Annotated in this window: 2 protein-coding genes; both read left to right on the forward strand. The window is 66.0% G+C overall.

The window, feature by feature from the left end; genetic code table 11:
* Nucleotides 1-745 precede the first annotated feature (745 nt).
* Nucleotides 746-961, forward strand: coding sequence for an MbtH family protein (locus tag SINAC_RS34575; RefSeq protein ID WP_015250180.1), 216 nt, complete (start codon nucleotides 746-748; stop codon nucleotides 959-961).
* Nucleotides 962-1,071: 110 nt separating this feature from the next.
* A complete protein-coding gene (locus SINAC_RS34580; protein WP_015250181.1) occupies nucleotides 1,072-15,606 on the forward strand; it encodes a hybrid non-ribosomal peptide synthetase/type I polyketide synthase in 14,535 nt (4,844 codons plus the stop codon).
* Nucleotides 15,607-15,717: the final 111 nt, after the last annotated feature.

Here is a 15,717-nt window from a genome sequence, read left to right on the forward strand (position 1 = left end):
GCGACGCATGCTCTATCGGGATGGGCCGCCGGGTGCCACCCAAGCACGCAGCCACCTGGAGTTGCAGATTCACCGCCTCAAATTCCGCCTTCTAAAACCCAATAACAGCCCAACCAAAGCGACTGACAATCTCCCAAACAAACCGACTTGTTCGGATTAGACCGGTTTTGCCAATAATGCTTGGGGATTTCGCATCAGAAGTTCTTGACATACCTTCCGCATGCAGGATATTTTACCTAAACGCTTCCGGTCAGAGAAGCTAGGCATTCTAACGAGACTTTGCCGAATGGCTTGAATTTTGCGTACGATTCGCTCGTTACTGCTTTAGGAAGGCAGGCGTCCCCCCGCTGGACACCTTATGGGCGGAGTCCTTCCCCAACGGTGTCAGTCCGTGAGCAAGCGACGTAGTCGAAGGCAATTCCAGAGCAAGTAGGAACGAACACATAGGGTCAATGCTGACCGGCAAGCGGGATTGAACTGAGGCTTGGATCGCAGCTGATGGTCGAGACGCACACGGATCGCGGTCGTGGCGGCGGATCGGATCTCATTCGAAGCCGACGTGAAAAACCAAAGGTCTCGACTTGCCGAGGGTGAAACGTTTCCGGAGGCGACGAACGCTCCGGTTCGAGAAATAAAAAGCGGTCTTCGCAGTCTTCGACGAAAGGGATTTCCTGCGTCCGGTGGACGGATCAAGGGGCAAGAGGAGGAGCGCCCCCGGTCGTGCCCCATTGGAGATTCCCTGGTCATGGTCCCTGCACAGACGGCCAAAGACGTGAAGTTCCGAGTTGTGGTAAACCACGAAGAGCAGTATTCGCTCTGGCTGGCCGATCGGGAGATTCCCAACGGTTGGAGCGATACGGGCAAGGCGGGGACCCGGGAAGAATGTTTGGCCCACATCGAGGCGGTGTGGACCGACATGCGCCCGCTCAGCCTGCGCCGGGCGATGGATGACGTTCGCTGAAGAGAAGATTGATCGGCGAGTGCTTCGAGCCCGATGCGAGCGGATCCGGCCGAGACTCAGGCCGGGCTCTCTCCCACCTTGAGCGGATGTCCTGGATCCCAGCAGCTCTTATGAAGACACAACACCCCACCGAATCCATCGACGATCCCTCCAGCTTCCTCGATGTCCTCCGATGGAGAGCTCTGCGTCAGCCCGAACAAACGGCCTTCGTCTTCAACGGAGACGGCGACAAGGCGGATCTCTCCCTGACATATGGGGAACTGGACCGGCGAGCGCGAACCCTGGGGGGACTCCTCCAGGAACGGTTCCCTCGCGGTGAACGTGCGCTGCTGGTTTATCCGCCGGGCTTGGAGTTCCTCGCCGCCTTCTTCGGCTGCCTCTATGCCGGTGTGGTGGCCGTTCCCGTCTACCCGCCGCGTCCCAATCGGCCGATGCCCCGGCTCAAGGCGATCGTGGCTGACTGCACCCCCGGGGCCGTCTTGACAACCGAGAGCCTGCGCAGCGAGGCCCCCCGCTGGTTCGCCCAGGTTCCCGAGTTGCAACAGCCCCAGTGGCTCGCCACCGACCTTGGCCTCGACAGCGACGACCGCCTGGCCGACGCCTGGCGCGACCCGGGTGCCGGCCCAGCAACGTTGGCTTTCTTGCAGTACACCTCCGGCTCCACGGCGGCGGCCAAGGGGGTAATGGTCAGCCACGGCAACCTGGTCCGGAACTCGGACCTGATCGGCGGCTGCTTCGCCTCGACCGAAGCGAGTCGAGGAGTCTTCTGGCTCCCGCTCCATCACGACATGGGGTTGATCGGCGGCGTCTTGCAAACGCTCCACTGCGGGGGGACCAGCACGCTGATGTCGCCGGTCGCCTTCCTCCAACGTCCGTTCCGCTGGCTGCAAGCCATCTCGGAAACCCGGGCGACCATCAGCGGAGGCCCCAACTTCGCCTACGACCTCTGCGTCCGCAAGGTGACCGACGAGCAGCGGGCCAGCCTCGACCTGAGCCGCTGGACCGTCGCCTTCAACGGCGCGGAGCCGGTCCGGGCCGAAACGCTCGAACGCTTCGCCGAAGCGTTTGCCCCTTGCGGCTTCCGCCGCGAGGCCTTTCTCCCCTGCTACGGCCTTGCCGAGTCAACCTTGCTCGTCTCGGGGGGACCCGCCGAGACCCGGCCGGTCGTCGTCTCGCTGGCGACGGCCCCTCTGGAGCAGAACCAGATCGTCCCGGCCCCGACCGACAAGCCGGGCTCCCGCGCCCTGGTCAGCTCGGGCCGAATCCCCGCCGGGCAGGTCGTCGCCATCGTCGATCCCGAGACCTGCCGCCGTTGCGCCCCCGACCGGGTCGGCGAAATCTGGGTCTCGGGCCCGAGCGTCGCCTCGGGATACTGGAATCAACCCGAGATCACCAAGGCAACCTTTCACGCAACCCTGGCCGACACCGGAGAGGGGCCGTTCCTCCGGACCGGCGACCTCGGGTTCGTCAACAACGGCGAATTGATCGTCACCGGTCGCCTCAAGGACCTGATCATCGTCCGGGGACGGAACGTTTACCCACAAGACGTCGAGCGGACCGTCGAACAGAGCCACCCCGCGCTCCGGCCCGAAGGGGGCGCGGCGTTCTCCGTGGAGATTGACGGTGACGAGCAACTCGTCGTCATCCACGAGGTCGAGCGGCAAGTCAAAGGGAACGACGTCGCCGAAATCCTCCTGGCAATCCGCCGCGCCGTCGCCGAGCAGCACGACCTTGACGTTCACGCCATCTGCCTGATCAAGGCAGGGAGCCTCCCCAAAACCTCCAGCGGCAAAGTCCAGCGCCACGCCAGCCGCGCGCTCTATCTCGCGGGGACGCTCGAGGTGGTCGGCCCCCAGGTCAAGGAGCCTGAGACCGCCGGATCAAACGTAGCGCCCTCCAAGGCGGATCGCGAACACCCAAGGGCAACCGAGATTGAGGCCTGGTTGATCGCCAGGGTGGCCGCCACCCTGGGAATTCAGGCGAAGCAGATCGACACCCAAACCCCCTTCGCTGGCTACGGACTCAGCTCGCTCCAGGCGGTGGGGCTGGCGGGCGAACTTCAAGACTGGCTCGGGCAGCCCCTCTCGCCGACGCTCGTTTATGAGTATCCGACGATCGGGGAACTCGCCGGTCACCTGGCCGGCGCCGCGCACAACCCAGTGGCCGAGCCTGGCGACAGGCCCGCCGAGGCCGAACCGATCGCGATCATCGGGGTCGGCTGCCGCTTCCCGGGGGCCGATGGACCTGAGTCCTTCTGGCGGCTCTTGCACGACGGGGTCGACGCCATCGGCGCAGTGCCCGTGGATCGCTGGGAGACCGCCGCGAGCAACGGGTCGGGCAAGGGAGTTCCCCCTTGGGGGGGCTTCCTCGATCAGGTCGATCGGTTCGACGCCGACTTCTTCGGGATCTCGCCGCGCGAAGCGGTCCGGACCGACCCGCAACAGCGTCTGCTCCTGGAACTCGCCTGGGAGGCGCTCGAGGATGCCGGCCAGGCGGTCGGCCGATTGGCAGGGACGCGCACCGGCGTCTACGTCGGGATCTCGACCAATGACTACGGCCGGCTCCAATGGGATCGAGCCGACTCGGTTGACCCTTATATCGTGACGGGCAACGCCGCGAGCATCGCGGCCAATCGCCTATCATACTTGCTCGACTTTCGAGGCCCGAGCCTGGCGATCGACACGGCCTGCTCATCGTCACTGGTGGCGGTCCATCTCGCCTGCCAGAGCCTTCGAAACGGTGAGGCGACACTCGCCCTCGCTGGCGGGGTGAACGTCCTGCTCTCCCGCGAGATCGGGGCGAATTTCGCCGAGGCGGGGTTCCTCGCCCCCGACGGCCGCTGCAAAGCGTTCGACTCCCGCGCGGACGGGTACGTCCGGGCCGAGGGGGCCGGTTTCGTCGTCCTCAAGCCGCTCTCCCGCGCTCTGGCCGACGGCGACCCGATCCGCGCCTTGATCCGAGGGGGGGCGGTCAACCAGGACGGCCGCTCCAACGGCCTGACGGCACCGAGCCGCCAGGCGCAAGAGGCCGTCCTCCGCGACGCCTATCGCACAGCAGGGGTGGCCCCCGGGCAAGTCCAGTACGTCGAGGCCCACGGCACGGGGACAGCGCTCGGCGACCCGATCGAGGCGCGGGCGCTCGGCAACGTGCTGGCAGAGGGCCGGCCCGCGGATCGACCATGCCTGATCGGCACGGTCAAATCGAACATCGGCCACCTAGAAGCGGCCGCCGGGATCGCTGGCCTGATCAAGACGGTGCTCACGCTCCAGCACCGAGTGATTCCGCCCAGCCTGCACTTTGAAAACCCAAGTCCGCATATCCCTTTTGCCGAGCTGGGGATCGAAGTCCAAGGCACGCTCAGGGCCTGGCCAACCACCGAAGGGCCGGCCCTCGCCGGAGTCAGCGCCTTCGGATTTGGCGGAACCAATGCCCACCTCGTTCTGGAGGCGGCTCCGAGTCCAAGCCCGGCTCCCGCACTTGGCGACGATGACGATTCGGTGCTGCTGCCGCTCTCCGCTCGCAGTCCCGAGGCGCTGCGGGCGTTGGCAACATCGTATCGTGACATGCTGGCGTCATCACTCGACGAAATCTCGCTCCAAGACATCGCCCAGACCGCGAGCGTCCGCCGCAACCATCACGAGCATCGCCGGGCCGTCGTGGCTCGATCACTCGGTGAGGCCGCCGCTCAACTCACCTCGGAGGCTTCTGAAGAACGACTCGGCACGGGACAGGCCTCGAAACTCGTCCTCGTCTGCTCCGGCCAAGGAGCAAAGTGGCGAGGAGCGGGACGCCTGCTCTTTGAGCGCGAACCCGTCTTCCGGGCCGCTTTGGAACAGTGCGAGGCCTGCTTCAAACCGCTTGCCGGCTGGTCGCTCTTGGCTCAGTTCCTGGCCGACGAGCCGACCGACCCGAGTGCCGAGACCGAGGTGGCTCAGCCGGTGACCCTGGCCCTGCAAGTCGCCCTCGCCGCGCTCTGGCGGTCGTGGGGGATCGTGCCCGACGCGATCGTCGGCCACAGCCTCGGCGAGATCGCCGCAGCCCACCTCGCCGGGGCCTTCGATCTCGAGGACGCGTTCCGAATCGCCTATCATCGCGGCCGCCTGATGCGTCGGGTGGCCGGGTTCGGGCTCACGGCCGCCCTCGGCCTTGCTCCCCACGACGCCCAGCGCCTCGTGGATGACTCGGCCGGCCGGCTCTCGCTTGTCGCCCTGAACGGGCCGGAGTTCACCACCGTCTCGGGTGATCCGAACACCGTCCGCGAACTCGTCGACCGGCTCAAACGTCAGGACGTGTTTGCCCGTATCCTCGACGTCGACTGCGCGTTCCATAGCCCGCAAATGGATCCTTTGCTCGGCGAGTTCGCCGAGTCCCTGGCCGGGCTCCAGCCTCGAGCGACCACGATCCCCCTCGTCTCGACGGTCACCGGAAAACCGATCGCGGGCGAAGCGCTCGACGCCGCCTACTGGGGCCGCAACCTCCGGCAGACCGTCCTCTTCGCGCCGGCGATCGAAACGCTACTGGTCATCGAGAATTGCCCGACTCTGTTCCTGGAACTCGGCGCCCACCCGGTGCTCGGCGCGTCGATCACCCGGATCCTCCGCCAGCAAGGGCGGCCGGGGATCAGCCTTCCTTCCCTAAAGCGCGGCGAGGACGAACGCGGGGTTATCCTCCGCTCGCTGGGCACGCTCTACACCCACGGCTTCAACGTCGACTGGCCGGCCGTCGCCCCCGCCGGGCGTTGCGCCCCGCTCCCTGCCTATCCCTGGCAGCGCGAGCGGTTCTGGCTCGAGCCCGCAGCCAAGCTCCCTTCGCGGAACGGGCATTCCGGTCCCAAGAACGGCAAGCCGCTCGAACCCAGCATCGCCGAGTGGCTCTATGAATTGGACTGGATCGCGAAAGAACCGACAGCCCGGCCAGAGGTCGACAGTTCCGAAGGCCCTTGGCTCATCCTCGAAGATTCCCGAGGCGTGGGCCAGGCCCTCCGAGCGCATCTGGAAGCGCGGGGCATCCCGTGTGAGCTCGTCCCCTGCGTGGACGTCGACCTCGAAGGACTCCTTAAAACAAAGGCCTATCACGGCATCGTCCACCTGGGAAGCCTGGACACGGAGGTCTCGGCCAACCCCAGTCTCGCCGCCCTCGACGACGCGGAGCGGAAGGGCGTCGGCAGCGTGCTACCGCTAATCCAGGCCCTCGGGAACCTGGAGCCGCAAAGGGACAAACCCAAGCCAAAGCTCTGGTTGGTAACCCGAGGGGCACAACCGACCACAAGCCCGAAGCCCGTTTACCTGAATGGGAACGGGGTTCACAAGCCGAAGCAAGCAAACGATCAAGGCCTTGCACAAACGCCTCTTTGGGGAATGGGCCGATCCATTGCGCTGGAGTACGCGGAGTGCTGGGGCGGCCTGATCGACCTTGACCCCGAAGCCGTCGACGGAGGAGCCGCCGCTCTGGCGGCCGAGCTCCTCGACGGGGACGGCGAAGACCAGGTCGCCTTGCGGAGCCAGGGACGCTACGTCCCTCGGCTGGTCCGCCGCAAAGCCCCGGCCCCGCATCACGGGGCGCCGCTGGTGCGGCCCGAAGGCACGTACCTGATCACAGGGGGGCTCGGAGAGCTCGGCCTTCAAGCGGCTCGCTGGCTGGCGGAACGCGGAGCGCGCCGGCTCGTGCTGGTGAGTCGTCGGCCACTTCCTTTGCGCACGCAATGGGAGAGGCTCACCCCTGGAGACATCGCCCGCAAAGGGGTTGCTGCGATCCAGGATCTCGAGCGGCTGGGCGCGACGGTGGTGGTCGCCAACGCCGACGTGGCCGACCCTGAAGCCATGGCGGCGCTGTTCGAGCGGCTCCAGGCAACGCTCCCCCCGATCGTGGGGATCCTTCACACGGCGGGGTTCATCACGAACGAATCCACCCGTGACCTCGACCGGCAAACCCTCGCCGCCGTGCTCCGGCCCAAGGTCGCCGGCACCCTGGTCCTCGACGCGCTGAGCCGCGACCTCCCGCTTGATTTCTTCGGCTTGTTCTCTTCGGTCGCCTCGATCCTGGGGGCCAAGGAAGCGCACTACGCCGCCGCCAACGCGTTTCTCGACGCCTTCGCGCACGTCTCGAAGGCCCAGGGGCGACCCGTCCTGAGCGTCAACTGGGGACCTTGGGCCGGGGCCGGCATGGCAGCCTCGCCCGATCGGATGCGTGCCTTCCACCTCCTCGGCTTCAAGCCGCTCGAACCCGATCGGGCGTTTCGAGTCCTTGAGGGCCTGATCCACGAAGGCAGGGCTCAAGCCCTCGTGGCCGATGTCGACTGGTCCGGCCTGAAACGGCTTCATGCGGAGGAAGGCAACCGGCATCTCCTCGAGAAGATCGAGGAGACCCGACGCCCCCAACGCGACCTGCGTCCCTCAGGCCGAAGGGAGCTGGCGGACTGGCGGAACGCCCCCCTCGAGCAGCGCCGCGAAACCCTGGTCCGCTACTTCCGAGACCGCGTGGCCGGGGTGCTCCGGCTGGAACCCGACCGGATCGACCCCGCGCGTCCCTTGAACACGCTGGGACTCGACTCGCTGATGGCCATCGAGCTGAAGGGGGGCGTCGAGGCCGACCTCGGCACGATCCTCCCGCTCACGAGCCTCATGACGGGTCCGACCATCACCGAGCTCGCCGACCAGGCGATCGCCCTCGAGCGTGCCCCCGCTCCCTCCTCCGCGTCTCTGGCTTCACGCGAGCCGGTCTTCGAGCATCCGCTGTCGTTCGGCCAGCAGTCCCTCTGGCACCTGCATCGCCTTGATCCCACGAGCACGGCCTACAACATCGCAGGGGCGGCCCGCGTCCCGATCGAGGTCGATGTGGCCGTGCTCCGCCGCAGCCTCCAGCGCCTCGTCGATCGCCACGCCGCGCTCCGGACCACCTTCGCCGAGGTCAATGGCCGTCCCGTCCAGCGGATCCACGAGGCGGCGACCGTCTCATTCTTGGTCGAGGACGTCTCCGCCTGGGACGAGGCCGCCATCCACCAGCGGCTGATTGAGGAGGCGGACCGCCCGTTCGACCTGGAGACCGGCCCGCTCTTCCGGACCGCCCTGTTTTCGCGGTCGCCCCGGGAGCACTATCTCCTGCTGGCGGTTCATCATATCGTCAGCGACTTCTGGGCGGTCGCCGTTTTGCTCCACGAGCTCGGCCTGATCGTCCCGGCCGAACGAGCCGGTGTTCCTGTTCAGCTCACACCGCTCGCGATCCAGTACACCGACTATGTGCGCTGGCAGGCCGAGATGCTGGCCGGAACCGAGGGGGAGCGGCTCTGGACCTACTGGCGGGACCAGCTCGCCGGCCCACTCCCCACGCTCGCTTTGCCGACCGATCGGCCCCGCCCCGCAGTGCAGTCGCAGAATGGAGCGGCGCGGACGATCCATCTCGACCGGACGCTGATTCAACGCCTGACTCGACTGGGGCAGGAGCACGGGGCAAGCCTCTACGTCACCTTGCTGGCAGCCTTCCAGGCTTTGCTGGCGCGTCAGAGCGGCCAGGACGACCTGATTGTCGGCTCCCCCGTGGCAGGCCGGGACCATCAAGGCCAGACCCAGGTGGTCGGCCACTTCGTCAACCCGTTGCCGCTCCGGGCCGACCTCTCGGGAAACCCGACCTTCGCCGAGCTGCTCGGCCGCGCCCGGCGGACCGTCCACGACGGCCTCGAACACCAAGATTACCCGTTCACGCTGCTGGTGGAACGGCTCCAGCCGACCCGCGACCTCAGCCGCTCGCCCCTCTTTCAGGTCCTGTTCACCTTCCAGAAAGCGCAGCGGCTCGAGAAGGAAGGGCTGACCCCGTTCGCGCTCCGAGAGCAAGGGCCACGCCTGGACCTGGGCGGCTTCCCCCTTGAGTCCGTCGCCCTCGAGCAGCACGCCGCCCAGTTCGACCTGGCGATGACCACGGCCGAAACGGAAGAGGGACTTGCCGCTTCGATCGAGTACAACACCGACCTGTTCGACCGCGAAACCGTCGACCGCATGCTCGAGCGATTCCGGATCCTCCTCGAAGGGATCGCCGACGCCCCCGAGACGCACCTGGCCGACCTCCCGCTCCTGACCGTTGAGGAGCGTCAGCGCGTGCTCGTCGCCTGGAACGACACCGCCGCCGAGCGGCCCACGGTGTCATTCATCCATCACCTGTTCGAGGCCCAGGCCAAGAGCGCTCCCGACGCCAATGCCGTCATCGACGCCCACGGTCGCTCGCTCTCCTACGGCGAGCTCGAGGCGAAGGCGAACCGGCTCGCCCATCATCTCGTCGCGCAAGGGGTCAGCGCAGACTCCCGAGTCGGGCTCTGCGTCGACGGCTCACCCGAGATGGTCGTCGGCATCCTCGGCATCCTCAAGGCAGGGGCCGCCTACCTTCCCCTCGACCCCGACTATCCGCGCGATCGCCTGGCCACGATGGTCGACGATGCGCAGGTCGCTTTGATCTTGAGCGTGGAGCGACTGCTCAGCATTTTGCCGGGCGACCTGATTCGTGGCCGCGTCATCCTGCTCGACAGCCTCGAGGAAGCAAGTTCCCACTACCCGAGCAGCCCGCCGGTCGTCGACTTGCACCCCGACAATCTGGCTTATGTGATCTACACGTCGGGCTCCACCGGCAAGCCCAAAGGGGTGCCGGTCTCGCACCGGAACCTGGTTCATTCAACCGAGTCGCGATTCCTCCATTACCGGCAGCCGGTCCGCGGGTTCTTGCTGCTCTCCTCGTTCGCCTTCGACAGTTCGGTGGCCGGGATCTTCTGGACCCTCAGCCAAGGGGGAACGCTCGTGCTCCCCTCCCGAGGGTCACAAGCCGACCCAGCCGCGATCGCCGACCTCGTGCAACGGCAACAGGCCTCCCACTTGCTCTGCGTCCCCTCGCTCTTGAACCTGATTCTCGATGAGGCTCCGCACGCAAGCCTGCTGAGCCTGAATACCGTCATCGTCGCGGGAGAATTCTGCCCCCGCGACCTGCCCGACCGACTGTGGGCACGGCTCCCCGAGGCCGACTTGTTCAACGAGTACGGGCCGACCGAAGCGACCGTCTGGTGTACCGTTCATCGATGCGACCAAACCGAGGTCGGAACCATCCCGATCGGCCGGCCCATCGCCAACACCCAAGCATATCTCCTTGATGCTCAACTTCAGCCCGTCCCCATCGGCGTGGCCGGCGAGCTCTACATCGGCGGCGACGGCATCGCGCGAGGCTATCTCAACCGACCCGCACTCACCGCCGAACGATTCCTCCCCGACCCCTTCGGAAAGCCGGGCGCTCGGATCTACCGAACCGGCGACCTCGCTCGTTGGCGCGCCGACGGCACCCTCGAATACCTCGGGCGGATCGACCATCAGGTCAAGATCCGCGGACACCGCATCGAGCTCGGCGAAGTCGAAGATGCCCTCAATGCCCATCCCCACGTCCAGGCCGCCGTCGCCATGGCACGACCCGACGCTCAAGGGAATGCCCAACTCGTCGCCTATCTCGTCACCGACGACGACGCTCAAACGACGACCACCACCGCCGAACTCCGCCGCTGGCTCAAGAACGCCCTCCCCGAGCCGATGATTCCCTCCGCATTCGTCCTGCTCGACGCCTTGCCGCTCACCCCTAACGGCAAGGTCGACCGCAACGCACTCCCCAATCCCAAGGCCAACAACCTCGCCTCGGGAGAACCGTACGAGGCGCCTCGTACCCAGGCCGAAACCCTTGTCGCCCAGACCTGGGAACTCGTCCTCAAGCGGGAACGCGTCGGCATCCACGACGACTTCTTCGAGCTTGGCGGCCACTCGCTTCTCGCCACTCAGGTTGTTTCCCGGCTCCGCGACGCCTTCGACACCGACATCCCCCTCCGAACCCTCTTCGAGGCGACCACCGTCGCCGCACTCGCTCAACGCCTCGACGAGCTTCAGCAAGGCGCTCGGGGAGTCCATGCGTCCTCGATCGTCGCCGGGCCGTCGGAAGGGCCGATCCCGGCCTCGTTCGCCCAGCAGCGGCTCTGGTTCCTCGATCAGCTTGAGCCGGGGAGCCCGCTCTACAACATCCCGCTCGCCATCCAGATCGACGGGCCGCTCGACTCCATCGCCCTCCACCAGGCACTCGATGAGATCGTCCGCCGCCACCAAGCGCTGCGAACGACGTTCCGAGCCCAGGATGGACGCCCAATCCAGGTCTTCGAACCGGTCGTGGCTCTCCCTCTGACCCAAATCGATCTCTCCTCCTGGCCACTCGATCGACGCCAGGCCGAGGTCGCGCAACGGATCGACGCCGAGGCCAAGCGCCCCTTCGACCTGACTCACGGCCCGCTCATCCACGCAGACCTGCTCCGGCTCGAGCCCACGCGGCACGTCCTGCTCCTGACCATGCACCACATCATTTCCGATGGCTGGTCGCTCGGCGTCCTCATCCAAGAGGCAGGAGCACTCTACGACGCATTCGCTCACGGCCGACCTTCACCGCTCCCCGCACTCCCGATCCAGTACGCCGATTACGCCCTCTGGCAGCGCCAATGGCTCCAAGGTCAAAACCTCAACAGCCCGCTCGACTACTGGACCCAGCAGCTCGCCGGCGTGACCCCGCTCGAGATCCCCACTGACCGCCCTCGCCCCCCCGCCCTCTCCTATCGAGGCGGCGAGCGTTCCACGGTCCTCGCGATGTCCCTGCTCGACGAACTCCGTAACCTCGGCAGACAGGAAGGGGCCACCCTCTTCATGACCCTGACCGCCGCCTTCCAGACCCTCCTCCATCGCGTGTCAGGACAGAACGACATCACCGTCGGATCACCCGTCGCGGGACGGACCCGGCCCGAGACCGAAGGGCTCATCGGCTTCTTCCTCAATACCCTGGTCCTCCGCGCGGAACTCTCAGGAGAGTTGAGCTTCCGGCAACTCCTCCGACAGACCAAGCCAGTCGTCCTCGACGCCTTCGCGCATCAGGACCTCCCCTTCGAGCAAATCGTCGAGGCAGTGAGCGCAGAACGCGACCCCAGCCGGTCCCCCTTGTTCCAGGCCATGCTCATCCTTCAGAACGCACCGTTGCCGCCACTCGCAACCGCCGGGCTGACGATGACCGTCCTCGAGCCTCCCATCAATACGGCCAAGTTCGACCTCACACTCAAGCTGACCGAGACCGATCAGGGCCTCCACACCGCCCTCGAGTACAGCACCGACCTGTTCGACGCGAGCACGGTCGACCGGATGCTCGGATGGTTCGAAACCTTGCTGGAAGGCATCACCGCCAACCCCGAGGCGCCACTGGCCGACCTGCCGCTCCTGAGCCGGGGAGAACGCAACTGGCTCCTCGACGCGTGCAACGACACCGGCATCCAAGTGCCTGATGGATCATCGGTCCCTCGCTTGTTCGAGGCGCAAGCCAGACGCACGCCCGACGCCACGGCCGTGATCGACGCCGACGGCTCTACCCTCACCTACGCCCAGCTCGACCACGCTGCCAACCAGCTCGCGCACCATCTCCGATCGCTGAGCGCTGGACCCAACACACTCGTCGCGCTCTGCACCGACCGCTCACCCGACATGCTCGTCACGCTCCTCGCCGTCCTCAAAGCGGGCGCGGCCTACCTCCCGCTCGACCCCGAGTATCCACGCGACCGGCTCGAGTTCATGCTCCGCGACTCTGGAGCCGCAATCCTCCTCACGCAGCGAAACCTCAAGAAACTGCTACCGGACACCGGGGCACGCACAATCCTCCTGGATGACGACCGCGCGGTGATCGAACGCCAAGACGGGACTCACCCGCCCGACGTCACGGCCCACTCCGCAAGCCTCGCCTACGTCATCTACACCTCGGGCTCCACTGGAAAGCCCAAGGGCGTCATGATCCCACATGACGCCCTCACAAACTTCATCCTCGCCATGCGGGCTCTCCTCGGACTCGAGGCTGGCGACTCGCTCCTCGCCGTCACCACCCTCTCCTTCGATATCGCCGTCCTCGAACTCTTCGTACCGCTCATCGTCGGCGCTCGCATCCAACTCGCTTCACGCGACGAAGCCAGCGACGGACAACGACTCGCCAAGCGACTTCACGACGCCGACGCGCGATTCCTCCAGGCCACTCCCGCTACCTGGAGGCTCCTCCTCGACTCAGGATGGCAAGGAAAACCGGGACTGGCCATCCTCTGCGGCGGCGAAGCCATGACGCGGGAACTCGCCGAGAGGCTCATCCCCAAGGCCGACGCACTCTGGAACCTCTACGGGCCGACCGAAACCACCGTCTGGTCCGCAGCCGCCAAGGTCGAAACCGGAAACGGATCCGTCTCCATCGGACGACCCATCGCCAATACACAGATCTACATCCTCGACGCCAGGCTGCAACCACTCCCCATCGGCGTGGCCGGCGAGCTCTACATCGGTGGCGACGGCATCGCGCGAGGCTATCTCAACCGACCCGCACTCACCGCCGAACGGTTCCTCCCCGACCCCTTCGGAAAGCCGGGCGCTCGGATCTACCGCACCGGCGACCTCGCCCGTTGGCGCGCCGACGGCACCCTCGAATGCCTCGGGCGGATCGACCATCAGGTCAAGATCCGCGGACACCGCATCGAGCTCGGCGAAGTCGAAGATGCCCTCAATGCCCATCCCCACGTCCAGGCCGCCGTCGCCGTCGCACGACCCGACGCTCAAGGGAATGCCCAACTCGTCGCCTATCTCGTCACCGACGACGACGCTCAAACGACGACCGCCGAACTCCGCCGCTGGCTCAAGAACGCCCTCCCCGAGCCGATGATTCCCTCCGCGTTCGTCCTGCTCGACGCCTTGCCGCTCACCCCTAACGGCAAGGTCGACCGCAACGCGCTCCCCAATCCCGACACACAGCTCATCGCCTCCGGGGTCCCCTACGAGGCGCCCCGCAACCAGGCCGAGGCCCTTGTCACGCAAGCTTGGGAGCAAATCCTCAAGCGAGAGCGGGTCAGCATCCACGACAACTTCTTTGAGCTTGGCGGCCACTCACTCCTCGCCACCCAGGTCGTCTCCCGACTCCGCGACGCCTTCGACACCGACATCCCCCTCCGAACCCTCTTCGAGGCGACCACCGTCGCCACACTCGCTCAACGCCTCGACGAGCTCCAGCAAGCCAGCCGAGGCACCAGCGCACCGCCGTTGCGACCAGCGCCGCGGGATCAAGGCCCCCTCCCCGCCTCGTTCGCCCAACAGCGGCTCTGGTTCCTCGATCAGCTCGAGCCGGGGAGCCCGCTCTACAACATCCCGCTCGCCATCCAGATCGACGGGCCGCTCGACTCGATCGCCCTCCAAAGCGCACTCGACGAGGTCGTCCGCCGCCACGAATCGCTCCGGACCCACTTCCTCGCCAAGGACGGACGGCCGATCCCGGTCTTCGCTCCGGATCTGACCGTCGCCCTGCCCACGACCGACCTCTCCACCTGGCCGCTCGACCGCCGCCAGGCCGAGGTCGCGAACCGAATGGAAGTCGAGGCACGAAGACCCTTCGACCTCGCACACGGACCTTTGATTCATGCGGCCTTGCTCTCTCTCGACCAAGGCCAGCACATCCTCCTGCTCACCTTGCACCACGTCATCGCTGACGGCTGGTCGCTCGGTGTCCTCGTTCGCGAGGCCGGAGCACTCTACGACGCGTTCGCCCAGGGACGTCCTTCGCCTTTACCCCCGCTCCCGATCCAGTACGCCGACTATGCCCTCTGGCAGCGTCAATGGCTCCAAGGTCAAAACCTCAACGATCAGCTTGCCTACTGGACCCAGCAGCTTGCCGGCGTGACCCCGCTCGAAATCCCCACCGACCGACCGCGCCCCCCCGCCTTGACTCATCAAGGGGGCGAACGATCCACGACCCTCGCGCTGCCCTTGGTCGACGATCTCCGCAAGATCGCGCGACAGGAAGGCGCCACCCTCTTCATGACCTTGGTCGCCGCCTTCCAGACCCTCCTCCATCGCGTCTCCGGACAGAACGACATCACCATCGGATCGCCTGTCGCAGGACGGACCCGCTCCGAGACCGAGGGGCTCATCGGCTTCTTCCTCAATACCCTGGTCCTCCGCGCGGAACTCTCAGGAGAGTTGAGCTTCCGGCAACTCCTCCGACAGACCAAGCCAGTCGTCCTCGACGCCTTCGCGCATCAGGACCTCCCCTTCGAGCAAATCGTCGAGGCGGTGAGTGCAGAACGCGACCCCAGCCGGTCCCCCTTGTTCCAGGCCATGCTCATCCTCCAGAACGCACCGTTGCCGCCACTCGCAACCGCCGGGCTGACGATGACCGTTCTCGAACCGGCAACCGCCACCGCCAAGTTCGACCTCACACTCAAGCTGACCGAGACCGATCAGGGCCTCCACGCCGCCCTCGAGTACGCCACCGACCTGTTCGAGAGCACCACCGTCGACCGGATGCTCGGCTGGTTCCGAACCCTGCTCGAAGGGATCGTCGCTAACCCCGAGATCCCCCTGGCCGACCTGCCGCTCCTGACCGACGACGAACGCCAACGCGTCCTCGTCGAGTGGAATGCCGAACGGGAGAAAGCCCCGTCGCCGTCATCGCTGCCCCCCCTTGTACAACCTCAGCCAATCCACCACGGGAACGGCATACTCGATCACGGACATGACCTCGACGGCCTCTCTGACGACGAGGTGGAATCCTTGCTCCAAAGTCTGCTGGTCGACGACGAAAGCTGACGATCGCTTCATAACACAATGATTACACTAACCACGCACAGAACAAATCATGACAATACTTAATTCCATAATCCTCAAAGAGATCACCATACATAGCCTAGGGCTGACTCC

Source organism: Singulisphaera acidiphila DSM 18658 (assembly GCF_000242455.2).
GTDB lineage: Bacteria > Planctomycetota > Planctomycetia > Isosphaerales > Isosphaeraceae > Singulisphaera > Singulisphaera acidiphila.

Coding starts and splice junctions, on each gene's coding strand:
- SINAC_RS34575 (WP_015250180.1), top strand. CDS start 746: ATGGTCCCTGCACAGACGGCCAAAGACGTGAAGTTCCGAGTTGTGGTA.
- SINAC_RS34580 (WP_015250181.1), top strand. CDS start 1,072: ATGAAGACACAACACCCCACCGAATCCATCGACGATCCCTCCAGCTTC.